Annotated in this window: 17 protein-coding genes; 3 read left to right on the top strand and 14 right to left on the bottom strand. The window is 39.3% G+C overall.

Features of this window, described 5'->3' with window-relative positions; genetic code table 11:
- Positions 1–148 precede the first annotated feature (148 nt).
- The 3 genes from BMY21_RS01280 to BMY21_RS01270 all read right to left on the bottom strand — a co-directional run bounded on the left by BMY21_RS01280 (position 149) and on the right by BMY21_RS01270 (position 7,986).
- Positions 149–3,502 carry an LPS-assembly protein LptD gene (locus BMY21_RS01280; RefSeq protein ID WP_074640149.1) on the bottom strand — a complete coding sequence of 1,118 codons (3,354 nt, stop codon included), beginning with the start codon at positions 3,500–3,502 and terminating at the stop codon, positions 149–151.
- 15 nt (positions 3,503–3,517) lie between these two features.
- Positions 3,518–6,352, bottom strand: coding sequence for an excinuclease ABC subunit UvrA (uvrA, locus tag BMY21_RS01275; RefSeq protein WP_074640147.1), 2,835 nt, complete (start codon positions 6,350–6,352; stop codon positions 3,518–3,520).
- 128 nt (positions 6,353–6,480) lie between these two features.
- Positions 6,481–7,986, bottom strand: a complete 1,506-nt coding sequence (locus BMY21_RS01270; RefSeq protein ID WP_074640145.1) for an IMP dehydrogenase — start codon at positions 7,984–7,986, stop codon at positions 6,481–6,483.
- Positions 7,987–8,267: 281 nt separating this feature from the next.
- Here BMY21_RS01270 and purA point away from each other — a divergent pair, with 281 nt between their 5' ends.
- The 3 genes from purA (at position 8,268) to BMY21_RS01255 (ending at position 13,518) form a co-directional block, all read left to right on the top strand.
- Positions 8,268–9,494, top strand: a complete 1,227-nt coding sequence (gene purA / locus BMY21_RS01265) for an adenylosuccinate synthase (RefSeq protein WP_074640143.1) — start codon at positions 8,268–8,270, stop codon at positions 9,492–9,494.
- A 191-nt stretch (positions 9,495–9,685) separates the two neighbouring features.
- The gene (locus tag BMY21_RS01260; protein WP_074640141.1) at positions 9,686–10,915 is read left to right on the top strand and encodes a CapA family protein; all 1,230 of its coding nucleotides are present in this window, start codon (positions 9,686–9,688) and stop codon (positions 10,913–10,915) included.
- A complete protein-coding gene (locus BMY21_RS01255) occupies positions 10,906–13,518 on the top strand; it encodes a helicase-related protein (protein WP_083379624.1) in 2,613 nt (870 codons plus the stop codon). Before BMY21_RS01260 ends, BMY21_RS01255 begins: the two co-directional genes overlap by 10 nt.
- On the opposite strand, the gene BMY21_RS01250 is transcribed toward BMY21_RS01255, so the two are convergent.
- From BMY21_RS01250 to BMY21_RS01200, 11 genes are all read right to left on the bottom strand, one after another.
- Positions 13,515–14,915 carry a PP2C family protein-serine/threonine phosphatase gene (locus BMY21_RS01250; RefSeq protein ID WP_074640139.1) on the bottom strand — a complete coding sequence of 467 codons (1,401 nt, stop codon included), beginning with the start codon at positions 14,913–14,915 and terminating at the stop codon, positions 13,515–13,517. The genes BMY21_RS01255 and BMY21_RS01250 overlap by 4 nt on opposite strands.
- Complete coding sequence (locus tag BMY21_RS01245) at positions 14,881–16,368, bottom strand: HEAT repeat domain-containing protein (RefSeq protein WP_074640137.1); 1,488 nt, start codon at positions 16,366–16,368, stop codon at positions 14,881–14,883. Before BMY21_RS01245 ends, BMY21_RS01250 begins: the two co-directional genes overlap by 35 nt.
- Before the next feature lie 3 nt (positions 16,369–16,371).
- A complete protein-coding gene (gene tgt, locus BMY21_RS01240; protein WP_074640136.1) occupies positions 16,372–17,511 on the bottom strand; it encodes a tRNA guanosine(34) transglycosylase Tgt in 1,140 nt (379 codons plus the stop codon).
- A 9-nt stretch (positions 17,512–17,520) separates the two neighbouring features.
- On the bottom strand, positions 17,521–18,597 hold the full coding sequence (locus BMY21_RS01235) for an LptF/LptG family permease (protein WP_074640134.1): 1,077 nt from the start codon (positions 18,595–18,597) through the stop codon (positions 17,521–17,523).
- A 16-nt stretch (positions 18,598–18,613) separates the two neighbouring features.
- Entirely contained in the window at positions 18,614–19,834 is a 1,221-nt protein-coding gene (locus BMY21_RS01230; protein ID WP_256210221.1) for an LptF/LptG family permease, read from the bottom strand.
- A 1-nt stretch (position 19,835) separates the two neighbouring features.
- The gene (gene dut / locus BMY21_RS01225) at positions 19,836–20,282 is read right to left on the bottom strand and encodes a dUTP diphosphatase (RefSeq protein ID WP_074640132.1); all 447 of its coding nucleotides are present in this window, start codon (positions 20,280–20,282) and stop codon (positions 19,836–19,838) included.
- A complete protein-coding gene (locus tag BMY21_RS01220; protein WP_074640131.1) occupies positions 20,282–21,172 on the bottom strand; it encodes a DUF4349 domain-containing protein in 891 nt (296 codons plus the stop codon). Before BMY21_RS01220 ends, dut begins: the two co-directional genes overlap by 1 nt.
- Positions 21,173–21,265: 93 nt before the next feature.
- Complete coding sequence (locus BMY21_RS01215) at positions 21,266–21,685, bottom strand: hypothetical protein (RefSeq protein ID WP_074640129.1); 420 nt, start codon at positions 21,683–21,685, stop codon at positions 21,266–21,268.
- Positions 21,686–21,710: 25 nt separating this feature from the next.
- The gene (locus tag BMY21_RS01210) at positions 21,711–22,619 is read right to left on the bottom strand and encodes a tetratricopeptide repeat protein (RefSeq protein WP_074640127.1); all 909 of its coding nucleotides are present in this window, start codon (positions 22,617–22,619) and stop codon (positions 21,711–21,713) included.
- A gap of 197 nt (positions 22,620–22,816) precedes the next feature.
- The gene (gene pnp / locus BMY21_RS01205) at positions 22,817–24,916 is read right to left on the bottom strand and encodes a polyribonucleotide nucleotidyltransferase (RefSeq protein ID WP_074640125.1); all 2,100 of its coding nucleotides are present in this window, start codon (positions 24,914–24,916) and stop codon (positions 22,817–22,819) included.
- A gap of 299 nt (positions 24,917–25,215) precedes the next feature.
- Positions 25,216–25,895 (bottom strand): hypothetical protein (locus tag BMY21_RS01200; RefSeq protein ID WP_218141018.1); only part of this gene is annotated, 680 nt, incomplete at its 5' end.

Here is a 25,895-nt window from a genome sequence, read left to right as displayed (position 1 = left end):
ACCTCTGTATATATTATTGATTATCATATAATTATTGTCAATCTTAATTAAATCGGCTCGCATAGTCTCGCCTCTGAGCCGTTTTTTCGATAATCCTAAACTGGCCCGCTGTCGCAGCCCAGTTTTTAACGGATTTTCGATTTTAGGCTTATTCCAGTTTCCATTCCCCATATTCATCAATAATAGTAGTTTTCATACTCTCCATTGGATTCCATACAACACCAATTGTTATATATGGTTTAAAGTCATAAGTCTTTTTACCGTTTTCAGAAATAATTCGCGGTTCAATCTTCATTGTCATATTGGCCTTCCAGTCATGAAGGTCATGAGAAATTGTCATATTCAGAGATTTCAGCTTAAATCCCGAGTTCTTTCGTAAATCCTCATTATCAAATCTGAAGGAATCAAACAAATCCTTAAAAATATTTCCCGGGAAGCCGCCCCACTCGCTGTACAAGTCTCCCTCATTATTATGGAAATACCAGTAAAGTACAGAGTTTCGTGAAGTTGCAGAAAAAGTAATATCCAGAAACTCAAAAATCTTAAACTTTACGGAAGGAGAAAACAGGAAATAACTGTTTGTAGGACGCAGTAAATCTGCAACTATACTTGTATTCAGCCCCAATGCAAAAGAAACCCGGTTAAACCATCTGTAATAAGTCTTTGCAGGCAGAGAATACGATAGAGAGAAAGAATATGGAAGAAATTCTTTATCTGGCCGGATAGTCCAGCCTGTAGAAGAATCAAAATCATATCCCTGAACGTACGACTGAATATAAGATAACTGAACTCCAAATATAGAAGCCGAAAGTTTTAAACTGTCCGGATTATCATCTTCCAGATTATATGTGAAGGTTTCTGACAATTTCAGTTTTGAATTAAACAGAGTAAGAGAAAAGTTTTGTGTCAGCGGTGATTTTTTCCATTTCTTGTCTTCTTCACCTGCAGTTTTAGTATCATCATCTCTAACTTCTATAAAACCTGTACTAATTGAAGCACTTGCATAAGGAACGCCAAGGGTTAAAGTTGTTGTATACTTTTTTCTCAGCGGCGGCATAATCACATCAAAACGAAGTGACTGAGTAAACTTATTATTCAGTTCCTTTGCCTTGATATCTGCGGAAAGTGAGTTTGCCGTTACACTGTCTTCATCAGACCAGTCTGCGAAATGATCTTCCCAATCCGGATTATCAGCATCTCCTGTATATGTTCTTCTGAATAATTTTATAGAAGAATTCCAGGCAAAACTTGTATCACTGAATATCGGATAATAAATAAACGGTTTAAGCGTTACTGAGTTTGTATTTACAATATCACGAGTTTCAGATTTCATATCTGAATATTTAAGCTTTTTGATTTCATCTTCTGTATAGCCGTATTCTGAATCGTCTGAAAGGTACGGATGTTTCTGGAAAACCGGTGAATAAGAAAATTTATTCTCTACAGAAAAGAAGTTTCCGCCGTAATTCAAAAGGCTTGTAAGCGAAAGCGGAACCTTAATGTTATACATTGTAGATCTGATATTGCTCCAGTCAAAATCATCGGCTGTCTTTAAGTTTTTATCTGAATAAGCAATCTGATTTGTAAGATTCAAAGCTGCGCTGTAAGAAAGTTTATAGGTTATTCCATCATTAACAGTTTCTTTTGTGGTTGTATAATCAAGATCCGGAAGGTAATAATCAAAAACCTTATTCTCCTTATCCGTCTCACTATTGTCTGGTGTTTTTTCTTCAGTTGTTTTAGAAGTTTCTTCTCCAGCTGATTTTCTTGCTTCCTCTTCTGCCTTTTTACGTTCTTCTTCGAGCTGCTTTTCTGTTTTCAATTCATCCGGCTTATTAAGAGTAATTACATAAGAAGGTGTTTTTGCTGTACTGTCTTTTTTAATTGGCCATGAAAAAATAGTTCCGCTGGCAGAAATACTCATAGAAACAGGTGTTACCAGAGAAGGATAATAAAAGCGTCTTAAAGGAGTATTATTTGTCCATTCTGAAGAAACCTCTTCTGAGTTAGATGCATAAGAAAAAACTGTACTCTTTGCCGAAATATTTACAGAGTTATTCATAGAAAAAGACAAAGAAGATACATAAGGCTTCATAAATGAAGGAAGTGTCGGCGAATAGGATGCCTGAGTTTTCCACTGAAAAGACGAAACCTCACTGATTGTTGTAGAAGTATCAGATGAAGAGTCTTCATTTGCAGAATCCAGAAGATAAGAAATCCAGTCCATAGTTTCCTGACGATCTTTCAGGAAATCATTAGAAAAGAACGGGTCTGAATAAACAGGAAGAGACAGAGAAAATGAAAACGGCTTTGAAAGCTGGAATTCAATATCTCCGGCATATCGGAAAGGCATCTTAAGACCTAAGAAGTTTGATTCATCTTTATATTTTACACCAGTTGAAGAATACGGATAATACGTAAGGCTTGAACCTGTTCCCCTAAATACCGTATTACTAAAGCCTAAATAAGTATTTACATTGAGTTTTGAAATATATTTTGGCAGAGGATTCAAAACTGAATCTACACCAACCATATATCCCAGATTTGAATACCAGTCTGCCAGAAGTTTTACATAATGAGATGAATCTCCTTTAAAATCTTCATCGAGGTTATGAAGAATCAAGCCTTCCCTAACCTGTTCCTTCAAGGTATTTGGTCTTACAAAATTATAAACAGCCCTTAATGATTCAGCTGATGTACTGTCTTTTGATGAATCTGAACTTGAGGAACTCGAAGAACTTGATGAGTTCTTATCCAGAGGCTTTCTTCCCCATAAATAAGTTGTAGTCTGAACTGAATAACCGCCGCGTTTTGTATAATTAAACACGGGATTAAAAATCAACTCATCTTTTGGATAATAAAAGGCCGGGAAATAAAGTACCGGCACAACACCTACATACAGCAGGGCATTAAAAAACGCAAATTCACCGCCAGGTAACAGCCAGGTTCGTGTTGCATCAATATGCCAGTGCGGAGGATCTTCATCACAAAATGTAAGACTTGAGTTTTTAAAGGTTATGACAGTTTCATTACCCTTTCCAAAAATATCAGAAAAAACTATAAGAGTTGAACCAGAAGGAAGATTCAGGGCATCCGACTGTTTTTGTACAATTCGGCCGTCATCAAAAACACCTTCAAGGGTTGATGTATTCAAAATAAGCGAAGTTGCTGTAGCAGTATCGTTTCCAGAACCGCTTTTCATTATGATTTCAACATTACCGTCGGCATAAAGCATTTCTGTACTTCGGTCATATACAATCTTATCTGCTTTAATTTCGTTTGTAGTATTTCCTTTTTGAACAGTAAGAGACACTGAACCTTCGAGAACTATACAATCATTTCCGGTATCTTCATCTTTCTTGTAAGAAGACTGTCTTGCATTATTGATTGTAATTACTGTAACTTCAGGTGCTTTTGATGCAGAGTCACTTTTCTCCTGTGCGAAAACTGAAAAAACTGAGAAACAAAAAATAACTGCTGCAAAAAAGAAACGCTTAAACATCTGAATCTGCTGCCTCTAAAGCCCCAGCTGCTTTTTAATAAACTGGCCGGTATAGCTTTCCGGCACCTGAGCAACCTGCTCCGGAGTTCCAGTTGCAATTATATTACCGCCACGGAAACCACCTTCAGGACCAAGGTCTATCAGATAATCTGCCTGGCAGATTACATCAAGGTTATGTTCTATCATAACAACTGTATTACCCTGATCTACAAGGCGCTGAATTACAGTCATCAGCTGTTTAACGTCTGCAAAGTGAAGTCCTGTTGTAGGCTCATCCATTATATAGAGAGTTTTTCCTGTAGAAACACGGGCAAGCTCGTTTGCAAGCTTAACGCGCTGAGCTTCACCACCACTGAGGGTAAGCGCATTCTGTCCAAGCTGAATATAACCGAGTCCTACAGACTTCATGGTTTCAAGCTTACGGGCAATATGAGGAATACTTGCAAAGAAATCGCAGGCTTCATCAATACTCATATTGAGAACATCGTTTATAGACTTACCCTTGTAGGTAACCTCAAGAGTCTCTTTATTAAAGCGCTTTCCGCCGCAGACTTCACACTGAACATATACGTCCGGCAGGAAGTTCATTTCGATTACATTTTCACCCGCGCCCTGACACGCTTCACAACGGCCGCCTTTTACGTTAAAGCTGAAACGACCCTTAAGATAACCGCGGGCCTTACTTTCCGGAAGGCTTGCAAAAAGGTCTCTTATAGAATCAAAAACACCAATATAAGTTGCAGGGTTACTGCGTGGAGAACGACCAATCGGGCTCTGATCAATATTGATTACCTTATCGATAAACTTTTCACCTTCAATACTTTCGCATTCACCAACATCATAATTTGTACGCATAATACGGTTGCTGAGTGCCGGATAAAGTACATCACTCATAAGGGTAGATTTACCACTGCCGCTTACTCCTGTTATACAGGTAAAGGTTCCAAGAGGAATCTGAATACTTACATTTTTGAGATTATGTTCTGTAACGCCGTTTACTTTGATGAAGTTTCCGTTATCAGGGCGACGTTCGGTTGGAACATCCATTTTAAGGGTTCCGGCAAGATACTGTCCTGTAAGACTTTCCTTTACCTTTGCTACTTCATCAGGAGTTCCGGCCGCTACAACCTGCCCGCCATTAACGCCCGCGCCCGGACCGATATCTATAAGATAATCTGCAGTACGCAAGGTCTGTTCATCGTGTTCTACGACGATTACGGTGTTGCCGTTATCACGAAGGCTGAGCAGTGTATCAATAAGACGCTGATTGTCACGCTGATGGAGACCAATTGAAGGCTCATCAAGGATATACATAACACCACAGAGGGCTGAACCAATCTGAGTTGCAAGACGGATACGCTGAGCTTCACCACCACTGAGGGTTTCGGCAGCGCGCTCCATTGTAAGATAATCAAGACCAACATCGCGGAGGAAGCGCAAACGGGCACGAATCTCTTTGAGAATCTGAGTTGCAATTGTCTGTTCGGTTTCTGTAAGTTCCAGTTCATCAAAGAAGGTGATAGAATCTGCAACAGAAAGACAGCAGAGTTCCCATATATTTTTACCGCCCACAGTAACACCAAGGGCTTCTTTACGAAGGCGCTGTCCGTTACAGCAGGAACAGTGTCCAACCTTCATAAACTTTTCTTCTATATTAGCACGCATTGAATCGCCCCAGGCTTCTGCATGACGGCGCTTCATTTCGTTTAATACTCCAGGCCACGGACGGTTATATTCGCTGTAGCCTTCTCCGCTCTGCTTTTTATATACCCAGTGGATTTTGCGCTCAGGATCTCCGTTCCATAAGTAATCAAACTGCTCGGCAGTCAGACGGCTGATTGGTGTGTCCAATGTAAAGCCTTCTGCTTCAGCAACAGCCTGGAACATAGTGTGGTTCCATTCACTGTCAGGATTAAAGAATGGGAAAGCGCGCTCGTTGAAAGACAAAGAGCGGTCCGGAAGGATCTTATTGAAATCCCATTCCATTTTTTCGCCAAGACCAGTACATTCCGGGCAGGCACCAAACGGGTTATTAAAAGAGAAAAGACGAGGCTGCAGATCTGGAATAGAAATTCCACAGTCCGGGCAGGCATTCTTCTGGCTGAAGAAAACCTCTTCGTCCTTGTCGCCGACACGACGGGTAACAATTACAATTCCGTTTGCGTTTTTCAATGCAATTTCAATAGAATCTGCAAGTCGGCTACGTACATCATCGCCTTTTATAATTCGGTCTACAACAATTTCAATTGTATGTTTTTTCTGTTTATCCAGTTTGATTGCATCATCAAGCTCTGCCATAACGCCATCAATTCGAGCGCGAACAAAGCCTGAAGCCTTAGCATCATCTAAAATCTTCTGATGTTCACCCTTTTTACCACGAATAACAGGGGCAAGAATCTGCATCTTTGTGCCGTCTTCCCAGCCCATAACAGTATCAATAATCTGATCAACAGACTGTTCCCGGATTTCGCGTCCACATTCAGGACAATGTGCATGTCCGCAGCGAGCATAAAGAAGACGATAAAAGTCATATATTTCTGTGATTGTACCAACAGTTGAGCGAGGATTCTTATTTGTAGATTTCTGTTCAATAGAAATAGCAGGCGAAAGTCCTTCTATTATATCAACATCAGGCTTGTCCATTCGTCCAAGGAACTGACGTGCATAACTTGAAAGGCTTTCCATATAACGGCGCTGACCTTCAGCAAAAAGTGTATCAAAAGCCAGCGAAGACTTTCCCGAACCCGACAAACCGGAAATTACAACCAGTTTATCTCTCGGCATAGTAACATTTATATTTTTAAGATTATGCTCCCTCGCCCCGCGGATGGTAATCATATTTTCACTCATATAAAGCAAATTATATCAAAATACAGTTATTATTGAAAGATAAACGTTAAATCAAAACGAAACAGAAATTGCGGGTCCCACAATTTCTGTTTCGTTTTGAAAATCGTTGACGTCTAAATTATTTTAATTTAATTAGCTTTTACTGTGTTTTTTACAATAACATCATGTGCGCCGCCCTCGCGGAGAGAAGCTGCACTTACAAGTGTAATCTTTGCGTTCTTCTGCAAATCAGGGATGTTTGTAACACCACAGTTACACATAGCGTGGATTATCTTGCTTGTTGTAAGAGTTACGTTGTCGTGGAGTGAACCAGCGTATGGAACGTAAGAGTCTACACCCTCTTCGAATGCCATACCCTTCTTTCCACCGAGGTCATAACGCTGCCAGTTGCGGGCACGGTTTGAACCTTCACCCCAGTATTCCTTTACGTAGTTGCCGTTTACGATGAGCTTGTTTGTAGGAGACTCATCAAAACGAGCAAAGTAACGACCAAGCATTACAAAGTCTGCTCCCATTGCAAGAGCAAGAGTAACGTGATGGTCGTAAACAATACCACCATCAGAACAGATAGGAATATAAATACCAGTTTTTTCGTAGTAAGCGTCACGAGCTTTAGCAACTTCAATAGTAGCAGTAGCCTGACCACGGCCAATACCTTTCTGCTCACGTGTAATACAGATAGAACCACCGCCAATACCAATTTTTACGAAATCTGCACCAGCTTCAGCAAGGAAGTTGAAACCATCAGCATCAACTACGTTACCTGCACCGATCTTTGCATTAGGCCACTTTGAGTGGATATCCTGCAAAGCACGGCGCTGCCATTCTGTAAAACCTTCAGACGAGTCAAGAGTCATTACATCAACACCAGCTTCAAGCAATGCTGGAACGCGGTCCATATAATCACGTGTGTTAATTCCTGCACCTACGATATAGCGTTTCTGGCTGTCGAGGAGCTCAAGAGGATGCTCTTCGTGACTTGCAGCATCCTTACGGAATACGAGGTACAAAAGCTTTCCGTCTTTATCTACAACAGGAAGCTGATTAACCTTCTTTTCCCATATCAAATCATTTGCTTCATCAAGAGTGATTCCTTCTTTTCCCATTACAAGAGAAGAAAGTGGAGTCATGTAAGCACTTACCTTTTCACTCATTTCACAGTGACCAATGCGGAAGTCACGCTCTGTGATAATACCAACAAGTTTACCGTTTGCAGTACCATCTTCTGTTACTGCAACAGTTGAGTGACCAGTCTTTTCAATTGCTTCAACCAGTTCACCTAAAGTCTGCTCAGGGCGGATATTTGTATCAGAAGAAACAAATCCAGCCTTGTAAGCTTTAACACGGGCAACCATAGCTGCCTGATTTTCTATAGTCTGAGAACCAAAAATAAAAGAAATGCCGCCTTCCTTAGCAAGAGCAACAGCAAGCTTATCATCAGAAACTGCCTGCATAACAGCCGAAGTCATCGGAATATTCATCGTAAGCGGACACTTTTCGCCAGCCTTCTTGTTATAGCGGACAACAGGTGTCTGCAAAGTAACATTAGCAGGAATGCAGTCAGGACCGGTGTAGCCCGGAACTAAAAGGTACTCATCAAAAGTGTGTGATGGTTCTTCAAAAATGTAAGCCATTTGGTTCTCCTAAAATTATGATATATAAACCGCCATGCGGATTTTTTATAAAAATATTAATCGGGAATTATACTATAGAATCAAAAAAATTGGAAGTACAGACAGATTTATTACTCAAAAAATCAAATTATCGGGGTTTTGAAAACCAAAACCACCGCTACACACAAAATTGGTTTTGTGATATATTATTATAGTAAAAACTGCTGAGATGATTCGTCGGCAATTTTTATGTTCAAAAAAATCTCTTTAATCCGCGATGATTCTGCGGAAGGAAGGAAACCATGAACGTTGTTGTTATGGGTGCCCAGTGGGGCGATGAAGGCAAGGGAAAAATCGTAGACTACCTTGCACAGGATGCAAAATACGTTGTTCGTTTTGCGGGCGGCGCTAATGCAGGTCACACAATTGTAGTAGATGGAAAGAAGTATGCTCTCCATCAGGTTCCGTCTGGAATCCTCTACCCAGAGAAATCAGTTTTCCTTGGTAGCGGAATGGTAATTGACCCTGAAGCTCTTTTCAAAGAACTTCAGATGCTCAAGGACAATGGAATTAACTGGGAAGGACGCGTATTCATTTCTGACCGCGCACACCTTACTCTTCCAGGATACCGCGAAATGGATAAGGCTCGCGACGCAGCTCGCAAGCGCCCAATCGGTACAACAGGCCGCGGAATCGGAACTACTTATTCTATGAAATCAGAACGCGACGGTATCCGCCTTGCAGACCTTGACTGGGATGAAAAGTGGAATGACCTCGACGATGAAGACAAGAAATTCCTTGAACAGTTCAAAGACAAGCTCCTCTCTATGCGCGTAAATATTGCTGCAAAGATGTATGAGTTCCGCAATGACAACATTCTTTTCGAAGGTGCTCAGGGTGCTATGCTCGACCTCGATTCAGGTACATATCCTTATGTATCTTCTGGAGCTTCTTGTTCAGCTGGTGCTGCAACAGGTTCTGGAATTGGTCCTAAGGCTCTCGACAAGATTTATGGTGTATTCAAGGCTTATGAAACTCGTGTAGGAAACGGTCCTATGCCATCTGAGTTCGATGCTGATACAGAAGGCGAACTCTGTGATTACGTTCGTAACACAGGTAACGAATTCGGTGTAACAACAGGACGTCCACGCCGCTGTGGTTACCTCGACCTCGTAGCACTCCGCTATGCATGTCACGTAAACTCAATTGACAACCTCGTTCTTACTCACCTCGATATTTATGATGATATGAATGAAATTGAAGCTTGTGTTGCTTACAACATCGATGGAAAAATCGTAACAGACTTCCCTGCTTCAATTCCAGAACTCAACCGCGCAAAACCTGTTCTTCAGAAGTTTGCAGGCTGGAAGGCAGACATCACAAAGTGTACTTCTTACAAGAAGCTTCCAAAAGCTGCCCGCGAATACGTTGAGTTTATCGAAGACTTCACAGGTACAAAAGTTGGTATCGTTTCTGTAGGTGCAGACCGCAACCAGACATTTGTTCGTGAGAAGATCTGGAAAGCCTAAAATCGAAAATCCGTTAAAAACTGGACTGCGACAGCGGGGGATGTAGTAGAGCTAAAAATTGCTTTCGCAATTTTCTTAACGCTCTGCTATAGAACACCGCTCGCCAGCGAGCTTACACATTTAGGATTATCGAAAGAACGGCTCAGAGGCAAGCTGTGCTTGCCGACTTTTTTTATATTTCAGGAGCATGAGTGAAACTATATAAATACATCACAGTTTTCTTCATCATTCTTTTCACAGTGCTCCTTACTGCCTGTGGCACTACATCACAAATCAAAAATAAAACAGCGGAAAACACACCTCTTGAAGAATTACCACAGGAAGCCGCTTCTAAAAAGAATCACGATAAAAATACAATCAATCTCCTTTTCGCCGGCGACATTATGGCGCATTCGGTAAATTACTATATCACAACCTACTCAAAAATCTGGCGCGATGTTAAATATCTGATTGAAGAACCAGATCTTGCCTTTGCAAATATCGAAGCACCGATAGACACAACCCGTGAAGCCTCTTCTTACCCGAACTTCAACATGACACAAAAATTTGTTCAGGCTGCAGTAGATGCAGGCTTTGATGTTTTTTCACTCTGCAATAATCACTCGAATGACCAGTATAAAAGCGGCATTCTTGAAACTATAAAAACAACTCAGGCAATTACACAGGAAACTCTTGAACAGACCGGACATCAGGTTTATTTTTCCGGTCTTAAAGCTTCACCCGACGCTGCCCTTACCTACAATTATTTTGAAGCAAATTCCTGGAAAATTCTTTTCCTGCCAATTACTGAACTTCTGAACAGACCAGATGCATCTGAATACATAAACTTTATAAAACCAGATGACGACTCACGCAAAAACTTTCAGAAACTTGTTACTGACCTGCGTGCAGAACACCCCTGCGATCTTTTTATAATTTCAGTCCACACAAGCGAGCCTGAATACACCCGCGTTATCACAGACAGACAGAATGAATTCTACATGAATCTGCTGGATTCAGGAGCTGATGTTGTATGGGCAAATCATGCACACATCATTAAAGACAGAAAAATCGTAGTTAACACAAAGACAGGCCGCGATAAACTTATTATGTATGCCAACGGAAACACAATAAGCGGCCAGCGAACAAAACCAGAACTTACATCAAAAAATCCAACTGGTGAACGCGAAAACACCGGAGACGGACTTTTTTACAAAGTAACTTTCACTAAAGAAAAAGACGGTTCAATCAAAATCAAAAAATGCGAACCTCAATTTATAACAACCTACATAAACACTGCAAACGAGTATGTAATAAAACCACTCAATCAGGATTTTGTAGATTATCTTTACGACGTTCCACGCACAAACTGGGCAAAATATATTGAACGCCGCATCAAAATCAATAAGGAAGCAACAAAGGATTTAATAGAATGGCAATAGATTATAAGTCTCTTCCAGTTTACGAACAGAAACAGAAAATTTTAGACTGCCTCGAAAACAATCAGGTAGTAATTGTAGAAAGCCCTACTGGCTCAGGAAAGACAACTCAAATTCCAGTAATTTTGTATGAAGCAGGTTATGCAACCAACGGAATGATTGGTGTTACTCAGCCACGCCGTATTGCAGCCCTCAGTGTAAGTGAATTTATTTCAAAGCAGCTCGGCACAACCTATCCTGGACTTGTCGGCTATAAGATGCGTTTTGAAGATTACACAAACTCAGACACACGTATCAAAATCATGACAGACGGTATTTTACTGCAGGAAATGAAACTTGATCCGTGGCTTTCTAAGTACAGCGTACTTATGATTGACGAGGCTCACGAGCGAAGTCTGAACATTGACTTTGTTCTTGGTCTTGTAAAACGTGTACTTCGAGAGCGCAGCGACTTCCGCGTAATCGTAAGTTCTGCAACAATGAACACTCAGGTTTTCAGCGAGTATTTTGATAACGCACCTATCGTTTCAATTGATACAGTAACCTACCCGGTTGCATTAGTTTACGATCCAATTCCAGGCGGTTCAACTACAACCACAGACTCTGGCTGCGACCAGATTCTCAATAAGATTTACAATACTGTAGACCGCGTTCTCGACAACGATGAAGATGGAGCAATCCTCATCTTCCTTCCTGGTGAAAAAATCATCAAGGATTGTATGGATAAACTCTACTACTCTCCTATTGGCCGAAAGCTTCATATTCTTCCGCTTTACGGCCGCCTTCCAAAAGAAGAACAGGAACGCGTTTTTGAAAAAGCACCTGAAGGAAAACGCAAAGTTGTAATTTCTACGAATATTGCTGAAACCTCGGTTACCATCAGCGACGTTACAACTGTAATAGACTCTGGTCTTTGCAAACTGAATTTTTACAATCCTAAAAACTTTACTTCAAGTCTTATTGAATCTACAGTTTCTCGTGCTTCATGCAATCAGAGAAAAGGCCGTGCAGGACGTACTCAGCCGGGTACCTGCTATCGACTTTACTCACGCAAAGATTTCGATACCCGTCCGGAATATACAACAGAAGAAATCTATCGTACAGACCTCAGTGAAGTTGTTCTCCGCATGAGTGAGCTTGGTATTACAGATTTCTACGACTTTGATTTTATTGCAAACCCGGGACGCGAAGGAATTATCGGTGCAGTTGATACACTGCACATCCTCGGCGCTCTTGAAGATGACAACACACTTTCAAGTATCGGTCAGATGATGGTTAAGTTCCCGCTGGAGCCGCGCATCAGCCGTATTATTGTCGAAGCAATTATGCGATTTCCGGACGTACTTGATAAGGCACTTATTGCAGCTTCGTTCCTTAGTGCAAACTCACCTTTTGTTCTTCCGCCAAATGAAGAGATGGAAGCACGCAAGGCACATCACCGTTTTCAGGATATTCAGGGCGATTTCTGTACTTACCTTAATATTCTCAAAGCCTTTAAAGACACAGATAACCGTGAGAAGTTCTGCAAGAAGAATTATCTTGATGAACGCGTAATGGCCGAAATCGAAAATATCAACGAACAGCTTATAGAAATTGTAAGTGAAAAAATGGGTATTCCTGTTGTAGAAGGTAAAGGCAATATGCAGGATTATCTTTGCTGTGTTGCTGCAGGTATGATGCAGTTTGTCTGTATTCGTACCGGCCGTGAAAGTTACCGCTCACTTACAGCAGATCATATTTCAATTCACCCTGGCAGCGTAATGTTTAAAAAGGATCCGGTATTTATCGTTGCCGGAGAAATCATACGAACAAGCCGTATTTTTGCATCAAGCGTTTCACCGCTTACCCGCCCTATGCTCGATACAATCAATCCAGATTTATTTGAACGGCTTATGGCCTGTAAAAAAGAACGCGACAGCTCCCGTGAAGCCCGCATGCTTGAGCAGGAAAGAAACCGTAACGCAAAAGCACTGCGCCGTCAGGAAGCAGAACAGCAGAGAAAGAAAGGCAAAAAAGGAAAATCCGGCGACAGCGAAGAAACTCCTGTTCCAGAGGATTCACTTTCCCTTGGCGGCTTCCTTTTCCCTACAAAAAAAATCAAAGGAAAGAAAACTGCCCTGCTTCCACTGGAACAACTGCTTGAAGCAATTAAAATTGAAAAGAATAAAAACAAGCTTAATAATGCCGGACAGATGAGAGCGTCTGTTATCACAAGCGACAACGGCAGTCTCTTAAGCGGAGAAAAACTTTCATTGATATTTGAACTTGCAAATAATCTTGATCTTCGTCCGGTTGCAGAAAAAAAATGGAACCGCCATATGAATGTAAACATCAATGATCCTATTCAAAAGGAACAGCTCATAGATTCACTGAGTTTCATTCTTCGTACCGCTATTGCAAAGCAGAAAGGCCGTGAATATGGTTTCATCACACTTTACAACAACGGAAACGGCAGCTACTGGTTTAAGGTATCAAGAGGATTCTCAACTGCGCTTATAGAAACTCATTCCAGCCTGGAAACTTTGATTGAAGAGAATGTTGAATTCAGTAAAGAGGAAACAGCCGCAATAAATAAGGCTCTAGCTCTTGTAAATAACTTCGACTAACCCTGATAGCGGAGAACCATGATTGTCATATCATCCTTTGAAGGCTCCATACCTTTAAAGGATGCAATTCCAGAAATTACATCATTCAACTGTTCATCTGCCGGCTTATTGATATTCGCAGCAAGAATATTTATAAAGCCCTGCTGACCAAGTCTTCTTCCGCCTGGTGCGCAGCAGTTAATTACACCATCAGTATAAAGAATCAGCTCATCACCTTTAGACATTGTAAGTTCAATTGAATCATAATAAGGCTCTATGGAACTTAAACCGATTGCTCCTACAGAGAGCGTAGAATTATTGATCAGTTCAAAAGATTCATTTTGCTTTCTATAAATTATCGGAGACTGATGTCCTGCATTTACAAATTCAATATGACCATTACCCTTTGAATCTACTTCTTTCATTCTTAAAAGAATACCGGTCATATATGTATCAACTTCGCCCTTTTCAACATTAAAACGAACATTGATATTTTCAACCAGGTCTACAATACTTTTATTTTCACTCTCATAAAATTCCTGCTTGAAAATATTTTTTGCAAGCATTGTGATGATTCCGGTTGTAATTCCATGTCCAGAAGAATCAAAAATACCAAGTCCTTTTATTTCTTCTTTTTCATTAGATTCAGATTTCTTTTTAGTTGTTTTCTTTTTATCAGTCTTTTCTAAAGAAACATGCTTCGGATACAAATCATATAAATCACCTGAAATACCTGCCAGTGGAATCAATGAACAGGCAATATCCCAGCCTTTGAAAGAACTCATTTCCTGCTGAAAAAAAGACTTTTGAATTAAAGCTGCCATTTTATTCTCAGAGGCAAGAATATCTTTTTGTTCAAGCAACTCATTTTCAGTCATAAATATTCTATGCTTAAGGAAGATAGAAAATATAAACTCAAAAAGATAAAGCAGAGGAAATCTTGTTTTGAATGCATTGTTAAAAGCATAAACTAATTCTGTATCACCAAGCGGAGACCAGAGTCCTGCCATCAGTAAAACAAGTACTACAAAGTTTATGCACAAAAAGCACTTATATGGAATTAAATAAAGTGTAAATAGAGGAATAACTGCAATCCAGATAATTCCAAAACCTTCTGTTCCGCCCGAGTATAAAAACCAGACAGTAAGACAGATTACCATAATCGAAGCAGAAATATAAAAAAAGGTAAGCTTTTTAGTAAGCTTCGTATAAATAAATGTTGCAAGCATTAAAAGAGCATAAGCAAGTGTAGTAAGAACTATTACAAAATTTGAATCAATTAAAGAAACGATTGATAAAATAAATCCTTCAATTGCAATTGCCAGAGAAATTAAACTGGCCATGTGATAATTCTTTTGTGCATTATATTCAGAATGCTGACGGTTACTTGGCATCAGCTGCTTCAGCAGATTTTTCATTTTTTAACTCTTCATCCTCAATCGAAAGCATTTTCTTAATACGGTTTTTTACTCCGGAATTTGCTTTCTTATCTGCATAGATATTTCTCATCACAGGAACTGCAGATGAAAATTTATTTGTTTTATACATATCAAGGCCAAGGCTCTGGGTTGTTGAATCCTTAGAACCGAGATATTTCAAACATATCTCATCATAAGCCGAGTTTTCATATTTAGCAAGTTCTTTTCCAATGGCATATCGTAAATCCTTGCGTCTATCATCATTGAGACATTCTTCAGCAAGTGCAAGAATTTCTTTTTCCCCGGTGTGACCTTCTTTTAACAGAACTTCAACAATCTTCTTTTTTGTTCCATCACCAACTTTTTTTTCTACAAGCTGAGAAACAAGAAATTCATTTGCCTCTTTTGTATTCACTGCTGCAAGGCTGGAATAAGATTCATCCTTAATGATTTTCTCGCTGTCATTCTTTGCCCTGTAAATCAGATATGGAACAGCATCAGTCATATTATTTTCTTTAACAGTTTTGATTGCTTCCTGTCTTACACGCCAGTGCTCATCTCTGATTCCCTGAAGAATCGTTTCCTGAGCTTCAACTACATCAGGAAAATGAGAAAGCCCCTTTATTACATACTGACGGAGATTAGGATCGTTCTCCGAAAATAACTGCACCAGAACAGGAATTGATTCTTTTTTTTCCATAAGACCGAGAGATTCTGCTGCATACATTCGAACATAAAGATTTTCATCCTCATCTTCAGCAACTTCTACTACCTTATTCCAGGTCTGTACTGCATGCATTTTTCCACAGGTACGCATAAGAGTCTGACGCTGAGCATCACTGAGGTCTTCACGCTCCAGATATTCAACGAGGAACATTGCTTCTTCCGGACCACCGATTTCACCGATTGCGGCAATTGCATCATTGAAGTACGAATCATTTTCACTTTCAATGAGCGAGAGAACTGCAGGAATTGCTTCTTTAGTTTTTACTGCAGCAATATACTGGAAACAGGCTTTTACAAGATCACTTTTCTCATCATAAGGATCATTAAGAACTTCGACAGCGTAGTCTTCAAGACATGGATCTTCCTGCTGCTTAAAATAATTAAGAACCTTCTGTTTAATAGAAGTATTTTTTGTTACCTGAAAAACGTCATAGATTTCCTCTGTAAAACGAGGATCATCATTTTTAATAAGCTCGTCTATTAAGGCAGAGATTTCCGAAGGAACTCCATATTTTATTGTATTTGACTTATTCTCATAATCTTTATCGGTTTCATCTTTTTCGGCTGCATTCTGTGCCTTTTCTTTATCGATTGGCTTAGGGCGTTTTGACGCCGGAATTTCTGAAATACCACCTTTTGAAGCCTTAAAATCAGAATCTTCAGCTGCAATAAAAGGTGTACACAAGAATGTCATCAAAAAGAATGCCATTATAGAGAGCTTTTTCATTTATTATACCCCCTGATGAAATTTCTCAAGAAAGTCTGTCCTATACTGCTCAAAGCGGTCTTCATCTATTGCTACACGAATTTCTTTAAGCATGTTATTTAAGAAATACAGATTATGATAAGACGCAAGTATACTGCTGAGTATTTCCTGTTCCTTAAAAAGGTGTCTTAAATAACTTCGGGAATAAGTGCGGCAAACTTTACAGTTACATTCAGGATCTACCGGACCAAAATCATGAATCCATCTTTCCTGTTTTATACTGAGCATTCCACGACGGGTAAAATATGAACCGTTTCTGGCATTTCGGGTTGGAAGGACACAGTCAAACATATCAATTCCAGCCTGAACCGCATCAAGAATATATTCCGGAGTACCAATACCCATTACATACTTTGGCTTATCTTCCGGAAGATACTGTACTGTATAATTCAAGTATTTAGTAAACTCTGCAGGAGGCTCACCTACACTCAAACCGCCAATGGCAATTCCCGGCATATCAAGTGAGCTTACGAATTCCGCACTCTTCTGACGAAGGTCTTCGAAAAAGTTTCCCTGTACAATAGGAAAAAGAATTCCTTCGTAACCGGCTTCACGCTGTTTTTCCCACTCACCTTTTGCACGAAGCAGCCAGTCACTTGTAATACGAAGTGCTTTTTCTGCTTCCTTGCGTTCAACACCCCAGCCGGAACAAACATCTAACTGCATCTGAATATCAGAATTAAACTTTGTCTGAGTCTGAACTACATTTTCCGGGGTGAACATGTGGTAACTGCCGTCAATATGACTCTGAAAGCGTACACCTTCATCTGTAATTTTTCGAAGTTTGCTTAAAGAGAAAACCTGAAAGCCGCCGGAATCTGTAAGGAAGTTTTTTTTCCACTGAGAAAATCCGTGAAGACCACCGGCCTCTTTAATTAAATCCGGTCCTGGACGCAAAAAAAGATGATAGGTATTTGCAAGGATAATATCAAAATCAATTTCTTCAAGAAAATCTTTTGGCATTGCCTTTACAGTTGCGTTAGTTCCAACCGGCATAAAAACTGGAGTTCTTACATCTCCATGTGGAAGATGAATTGTTCCTGTTCTTGCACGGCTTCCACTAGCCTTATGCTTTATATCAAAAATCTTTAAAACTTCACTCATATCAATTCCTTATGTTCGGGCGTATCTTAAAAGCACCACACTTATTATAGTAAAGAAAATAACTGGAGACCAGGCTCCAGAAAAAGCCGAAATATAACCATGTTTGGCAAGAACCATTGTTACCATCATTGTAACATAAAAAAGTACAGATGCACCAATACAAGAAGCAAGACTTATAAGAAGAACATTTTTACGGGTTTTACCAGTAAGTCCGATTGAAAGAAACACTACAATAAACACAATAAAAGGAAAAGCATATTTTTTGTAGTATTCTGAAAGTTCTTCATTATACGGAAGTCCAGCCTTTTTCAAATGTTCAATATAAATCTTAGCATCAGAAGCAGATACAGACTGAACATCCACATTTGTTTTACGGAAGATTTCGTATGATTCTGTAAGCTGGTCTGTATATTCAGATTTCACCTTAGTCATTTTCAAAGTATCATCAACCATCTCATATTGTTCAGGCTCTTCGAGATCCCAGCGGTTATGCTCAGAATTCCAGAATGCCTGTTTACTGCTGATAATTGCAAGAAGTTCCTTATTATCGCCTCTGAAAATGAAATAACAGTTACGAAGCCTTTTTGCTTTTTCTGTATAGCGCGCAGCAGAATAAATTATTTTTCCATTATCAGAAAGAACAATTACATTGCTGTTATTTTCATTTTTAGTTTTCTGCAGCAGAGTGGCCTGCAATGTTGTTTTCTTTTCATAAGTCTGTACAACAAATTTGTTTTCAAAAACAAAAAGACCATAAGCCATAAGCAGACTTATAATCAAAAGCGGAAGTGTAAAACGGAAAAGAGAAACTCCAGATGCAAGAAGAGCCTGAATCTCATTAGATGCATACATTTCACTCAGCGCATAAGAAGTTGAAAACAGAATGGCAACTGGAACTGCATACCATATAGTTTTAGGAACATAATAAGCCATAACCAGCCCGATATCTTTTGCAGAACAGTTATTTTGAAGATAAGTTGCAATATTCATAAAAAGATCAACCAGATTCAGTACCAGCGCAAAGAAAAACATAGCACCAAAAAAAAGAGGAAGAACCTTTTTCAAAAGATAAATTATAAGCTTCATATAATCCTTATAAACCTTATTTCTTAATCAGACGAGTCAGGAAAATCAATCCGAATAATCCGATAAGAATATTTGGAGTCCATATACACCAGAACGCATTCAGCCCTACTTTAGTTACAAGCAGCTGTCCGACAATCTGAACGGCCCAGTATAACACGCAGATTACAATTCCGAGAAAAAGTCCTATCATCTGGCCATTATTTTTTCCAAAAAGGAAAGCCATTGAAAAAGCCAGCAAAGCAAAGAAGATGGAACCGAATGGAATTGCAAATTTCTTATGCCATTCCATTCCCCACAGATTTATTTTACGAATCAGAGATTCATCCTGAGAAGCCTGAGATTTCATCTGATTAAGCCGTTTTGTAAGATCATAGGTTGTCATCTCGCGTGGAGACTGAGCCCAGGTTCCAAGGAAGGTTGAATCAAAAACATTCATAACAGTTCGCTTTGAATGAAGAATATCATAATTCTTTTTATTATCAGCCTTAAGAGTCAGGATAGTTGAATCATTCATATCAAACTGCATCAAAACACCTTCTTCTTTTGCACCAACAAGAACTGATTCACCTGCTACAATCAGACGGTCTTCATCATTTTTTGAATCAATGATAACTACATCAGAAACCTTATTTCCATCTACATTTCCAATTACAATATTTGCCGTATCAAGATGCTTTACACTGTTTGATTCAAGCTCAATAGAAGGAGTAGAATTTACTATCTTTCGCATAAGCTGATTGTATTTTATCTGGCCGAGAGGAAGCAGATAGTCGTTCACAAAGAAAGAACCGATAGAAATACAAATACCCAGCAAAGCTACAGGCACAAAGATTCTGAAAAATGAAAAACCAGCAGCACGGAAAATTAAAATTTCATTACTGGTCATCATACCGCCAAGACTCATAAGAAAACCTACGAGCGTTGCAAACGGTGCCGACTGAGCAATAATAAATGGAAGACTGTAAACCATAATTCGCATTACATCTGCAATAGGTGCAGATTTAGCAAGCAGTTCCTCTACAACAAGAAGAATCTGATTTACAAAGAAAACCATAAAGAAGAAAAAGAATGAAACAAGAAAATAAAGGAAGAGATCCTTAAAAAGATATTTTATGAGAATATGATTTTTAAGGGTTCCGCGCTTAAGTACACGAACCTGAAACTTATCATAATACATATGAATAAGTCTGAGAGTGTGATTTCTCTTTATTTTCTGAATCAAATCTCTGGTTGTCATATTACTTTGAAATACCTGTTGAACCGAAGCCACCGGCCCCACGTTCAGTTTCACTTAAGCTGTCTGTAATAGAAAAGGTTGCCTGAGTTACAGGAGCTACTATCATCTGTGCAATGCGGTCACCTGAATTGATTGTAAAATCTGACTCACCAAGATTTATGAGGATTACTTTGATTTCGCCACGGTAGTCACTGTCTATTGTGCCGGGTGTATTGAGAACTGTTACACCGTTCTTTGCCGCAAGTCCTGAACGAGGTCGTACCTGAACCTCATATCCTTCGGGAATCTCAAAGAAAAGTCCTGTCGGCACCATTGCGAACTTGCCGGCTGGAATTATGAGAGATTCATTAAGCAGGGCACAGAGGTCTGCACCTGCCGCACCCGCAGTTTTATATTCAGGAATTACAGCACCCTTAGATGCCACACATTTTATATTGATAGTTTCCATTATTTTTTTCCTCTTAAACGTGCAAACAGTTTTTTCAAGAATCCGATTTTTCCAAAGAGCAGCCAGTACAAAACCGCAGCAATTGCGACTAAAGGAATACCGAATACTATTACATAAATAATAATTACAAATAACTTAATAAAGAAGTTTATAATATTTGAAAAGATTTCTTTCCATTTAATAGTTTCAATATAGTAATCAATTCCGCGTTCTGTAGAAATCGCAGTAAGATAAATCTCAATTGTTGAATATGATATTTCATGTGAAAGGCGTTTCATCTGCCCTTCCATAGATTCAATTTCAGAAATTACATTATTAAGTTCTCTTTCAACTTCAAGCAAATCCTTCATATTATCTGCTTTTTTCAGATACTGATTATACTTTTCCTGAAGGATTTTCTTTGTTTCAAGACGTCCCTGTAAATCATAAAACTGCTCTGTAACATCTTTTACTTTAACAGAACGATTTCTAACCTTTCCAAACCCGGCAACTGAATTCATTGCCTCATCAAAATTTTCCTGTGGAATTTTTACAGTATATCTTCCACCACTTTCATACATATTTGAACTTGAAATATATCCGCCGAAACGTTTTGTCCAGGCTTCAATATTTTTATCTGATTCTTCAAGTGAATTTACATTTAGTTCAATGTTTCCGGTTTTTATAAGCTTACGTTCAATTACAGGTTCATCATTTATTTCTGAATTCTCGTAATTCCCAGCATCAGCATTTACCCTTTTTGCACGAGCTGAAGTTTGAACATAGTTATCGTTTGCCTGAAAAGAGGCTTCTTCCATATCTGCAAAAAGAGCAGACTCAAATTTTTTAGATGATTTTGAGCATGAAACAAAAATTACAGAAAATAAAACGAATAATAAAATTTTTCTCATGAGATATAATTATACTGTAAAAAATCAAAACATTCTATAAAAAATAAGGCTGCCGGAATCCCCCAGCAGCCTTAATGTATTTGGTCAGTTTTCTTATCTGATAGAAAGAAGACCACCAATAATCAGAAGATCTTTTGCAACATTCAGAATCCAGAACATTGCATTTCCGTCAAGTTTGTTTACGCCAAATGAACGGCTGAAAACATCAGCAACAACTGCGATAACAATCCAAAGTACAGTAAGAATAAGCATTACTGTATTGTCCCAGTTTCCAAGATCCCTGAAAATTGTGATTGCAATACAAACTCCACCAATAAGCAGAAGAATTGCTACTACAATTACAAGAATCTTTGCAAGATCACCGCTGAAAATCTCATAAATTGCAGCTCCAGCTTCGCTTGCTTTAACCGATCCGCCAACACCGAGCATACAAAGCCCTGTGATGATGAAATAACAAGCCAGTGCAATTCTGATGAAAAGTGCACCGAGCCCTCTGTTACTTGTTTTTGCCATTTGGCCCTCCTATAATTTAGAAAAATTATTGATTTCTTGACTTAAAGATTTCTGTTTCAGCTCTGTCCTTTTCAATATCTTCAAGAGCTCTTTTGAAAGCCTTATTTTTTGGATCCTGCTCAGCAAACTTCTTTATAAGAGCTTCTGCATTATCAAAATCCTTTCTAACCTGAAGCATAATAGCATAATTATAACCGGCAGCAATATCATCTGTAGATTCATAAATCTCTTTATAGATTTCTTCTGCAGCAGCATAATCAAGATTTTTTCCACTAAGCATTTTCTTTGCAGACTTCATTTTTTCTTTGATAGCCTTATCTTTTGATTTTGTATCAAGAATTGTTACAGCCTGATTATATGGTGTATCAAAAATGATTTCTGATATCTGATATGCAAAACTTGAAATCTGATCCTCAACAATCTTTTCAGGAGACATAAGCATTGCTTTTGGAGTAGGATTTGAATTTACACCGAAAAACTTATATTCTTCTGTTGCAAGAACAGAATTATCTTCTGTCTTTAAAACCATTACTTCCATTAAAGCTGAAATCTGACGAGTCCATTCATCTTTAACAGTAACAGTATTTCCTGCACTATCTTTAGATTCAATTGTAACACCAGAATCTTTTACATCAAAACTCTTGAAAGAAACCTGAATTGCAATATCAGACTTTCCGTTAAGAATTACAAATTTTCCATCTTTTGTTCCATAATCTGACAAAGCAGAAATAAACTTTTTTCCTAAATCGTTCTGCTCTTTATCAAATGTTTCACCTTTCTTTGGTGCATAAGTAATAACTGGATAAAAGGCAATAGAATTTGCAAAAGTTAAATCTAATTTTGCAGGACGTTTTCTTTGAAATACAGCAGTTGCAGCGAACATAGGTAAAATTAAAGCTGCAACCATAATCAAACTAATCAATTTCTTTTTCATTAGTAACTCCATAAAATTATATAAAATATAAAAAAAATATTTCTCTCAGAGAGCACAAAGGACACAAAGAGCAATTTTATAATTTTACCCTCCGTGTCCTCTTAACTCTGTTAGAAATTCTTATTTATTTCTCCCCTTTTTCGATAATCCTAAAAAGCTGCACTGTCGTACAACTTTTTTTTAACGGATTTTCGATTCTAGGCATCCAGAGCATCAATGTAACTAAGGTTCAATCTTCCCTGCTTGTCTACTTCGAGCAGCTTAACTGGGATTACCTGACCTTCTGTAAGAACGTCAGTTACCTTGTTTACGCGCTGCTTTGAAAGCTTTGAAATATGACAGAGTCCCTCTTTTCCTGGAAGGATTTCTACGAAAGCACCAAAATCCATAATGCGCTTTACAGTTCCCTGATAGATTGTTCCAACCTCTGGATCTTCTGTAATGCCCTTAACAGCCTTCTTAGCAGCCTCAGCATTCAAGCCGTTCTTAGAGTAGATTGTTACAGTTCCGTCATCATCAGTATTGATTGTTACATCATACTGAGCGCAGAGAGCCTTAACATTCTTTCCGCCAGGTCCAATGAGGGCGCCAATCTTGTCTACAGGAATCTTCATTGTGAGAATCTGTGGAGCGTTCTTAGCAAGTGGAGCCGGCTTGTCGATGCACTTCTCCATGATTGAGAGGATGTGGAGACGACCCTGACGAGCCTGTTCCATAGCCTTCTTCATGATTTCAGTTGTTACACCGGCAATCTTAATATCCATCTGGAAACCAGTAATACCGTCTTTTGTTCCGGCTACCTTAAAGTCCATATCACCAAGGTGGTCTTCTTCACCAAGGATATCGCTCAAAATCTTATAGCGGCCATAAGGATTGTCTCCCTCTGGTTCTGTGATAAGACCCATAGCAATACCTGCAACCATCTTCTTCATTGGAACACCGGCAGCAAGCATACAGAGTGTACCACCACAAGTAGAAGCCTGAGATGAAGAACCGTTAGATTCCATGATTTCAGATACTACGCGGATTGTGTATGGGAACTCTTCGCGGCTTGGAACCATTGCAGCGAGTGAGCGGCGAGCAAGGTTTCCGTGACCAATTTCGCGGCGGCCTGTTGTAAGCTTACCAGTTTCACCAACTGAGTATGGTGGGAAGTTATAGTGGAGGATGAAGTGCTCACTTCTGTCTCCATCGATATCATCATAAGACTGTTCGTCCATTGCAGTACCAAGAGTACATACAGCGAGAGACTGAGTCTCACCACGAGTGAAAAGTGCCGATCCGTGTGGAGTTGGCAAAACATTTACTTCACAAGTGATTGGGCGGATTTCGTCAACCTTACGTCCGTCAACACGAACACCTTCATCAAGAATTGACTTACGGAGAAGCTTGTACTGAATGTCGTCCATCAAAGCACAGAAAAGCTTTGCCTGGATTGGGTCAGAAAGCTGTTCAGCATATTTAGCAGCCAGGTCTCTCTGAACCTGAGAAATAGCCTTACCGCGGCTGATCTTGCTGTCTTTGAAGCAAGCTTCTTTAAGAAGTGGAGTTGCTTCAGCTTCAATAGCTTCTGCATTGTCCAAAGTTACGTCGAGAGGGTTCAAAGGAAGCTTTTCCTTTCCAGCCTTCTTAACGAGTTCTTCCTGAAGGAGACACATATCAGTAATGAACTTCTGAGCGCGTTCCAAAGCACCAAGCATAAGCTCTTCAGAAACTTCGTTAGCACCACCTTCTACCATTGTAAAGCCGTCTTTAGTTCCGGCAACAACGATTTCAAGTTCACCCTTTTCAATCTGTTCGAATGTAGGGTTGATAATGTATTCACCGTTCAAATATCCAACGCGGCAGGCAGCAACCGGACCGTGGAATGGAATATCAGAAATACAAGTTGCAGCAGAAGCTGCGATTACGGCAAGAATATCCTGAGTGTGAACGCCATCGCAAGAAACACAAGTTGGAACAATCTGAAGTTCGTGACCGAATGATGGCTCAAAAAGTGGACGCATTGGGCGGTCGATAAGACGAGATACCAGAATCTCTTTGTCCTTTGGACGACCTTCGCGTTTTACAAAACCGCCAGGAATTTTTCCGGCAGCATAGAATTTTTCATTGTACTCAACAGTAACAGGAACGAAATCCTGACCTTCTGTAACAGAAGATGAAGCACAAATTGTTGCAATAATAGCTGCTCCGCCCCACTGAGCGTAAACACAACCATTAGCCTGCTTACCGATTTTTCCTGTTTCGAGGATGAGATCGGCATCTCCAAGTCGGTAAGTTACTCTTTCTACTGACATAAAATTTTCTCCTACACACGTCACTACATCCGACGCGTGTTTTTATCTATTTATTAGTAAAACTAATATACAAAAGTGTAATATCTAATTTTAGACCATAACCGAAGAATAATCAATGGAAGAATTCAAGGCGAATATAATAATCCACTACATATACCAGCCAGTAAAAAATTTTTAAATTTAAGATTTTTTAAATAAAAGTGTCAAAAAACACCTAAGTGGGCAATATTATATATAGAAGTTTTTATGAATAAATTGAAAAGCTTGAGGGCCGGAGCAGAGACTGCAATGGGTAGTTTTCACATAGAAAACTCCTTGAATTGAAGTCGATGGGAAATCTTAGAGTTTAGATTTGAACATGGGGCAAGTTCAATGGGATGTTTTCCCATAGGAGGTTCTGAGAACTGAAGTCTATGGGAAATCTCAGTGTTTAGAATTGAAATAGCGGCAACTTCAATGAGATGTTTTCCCATAGGAGGCTCTGAGAACTGAAGTCTATGGGAAAATCCAGAGTTTAGATTTGAACCTGCGGCAACTTCAATGAGATGTCTTCCCATAGGAGGCTCTGAGAACTGAGGTCTATGGGAAAATCCGGAGTTTAGATTTGAACCTGCGGCAAGTTCAATGAGATGTTTTCCCATAGGAGGCTCTGAGAACTGAAGTCTATGGGAAAATCCAGAGTTTAGATTTGAACCTGCGGCAACTTCAATGAGATGTCTTCCCATAGGAGGCTCTGAGAACTGAGGTCTATGGGAAAATCCGGAGTTTAGATTTGAACCTGCGGCAAGTTCAATGAGATGTTTTCCCATAGGAGGCTCTGAGAACTTAAGTCTATGGGAAATCTCGGCGTTTAGAATTGAAATTGCGGCAACTTCAATGAGATTTTTTCCCATAGGAAGCGATGAAAACTGAAGTCTATAGGAAATCTTAGAGTTTAGATTTGAAACTACGGCAACTTCAATAAGACTTTTTCCCATAG

Origin of the sequence: Treponema bryantii, from assembly GCF_900111035.1 — a bacterium.
GTDB classification, from domain to species: Bacteria; Spirochaetota; Spirochaetia; order Treponematales; family Treponemataceae; genus Treponema_D; species Treponema_D bryantii_C.
Note: the sequence above shows the minus strand (reverse complement) of the source record. Positions and strands in the feature narration are given on the sequence as shown.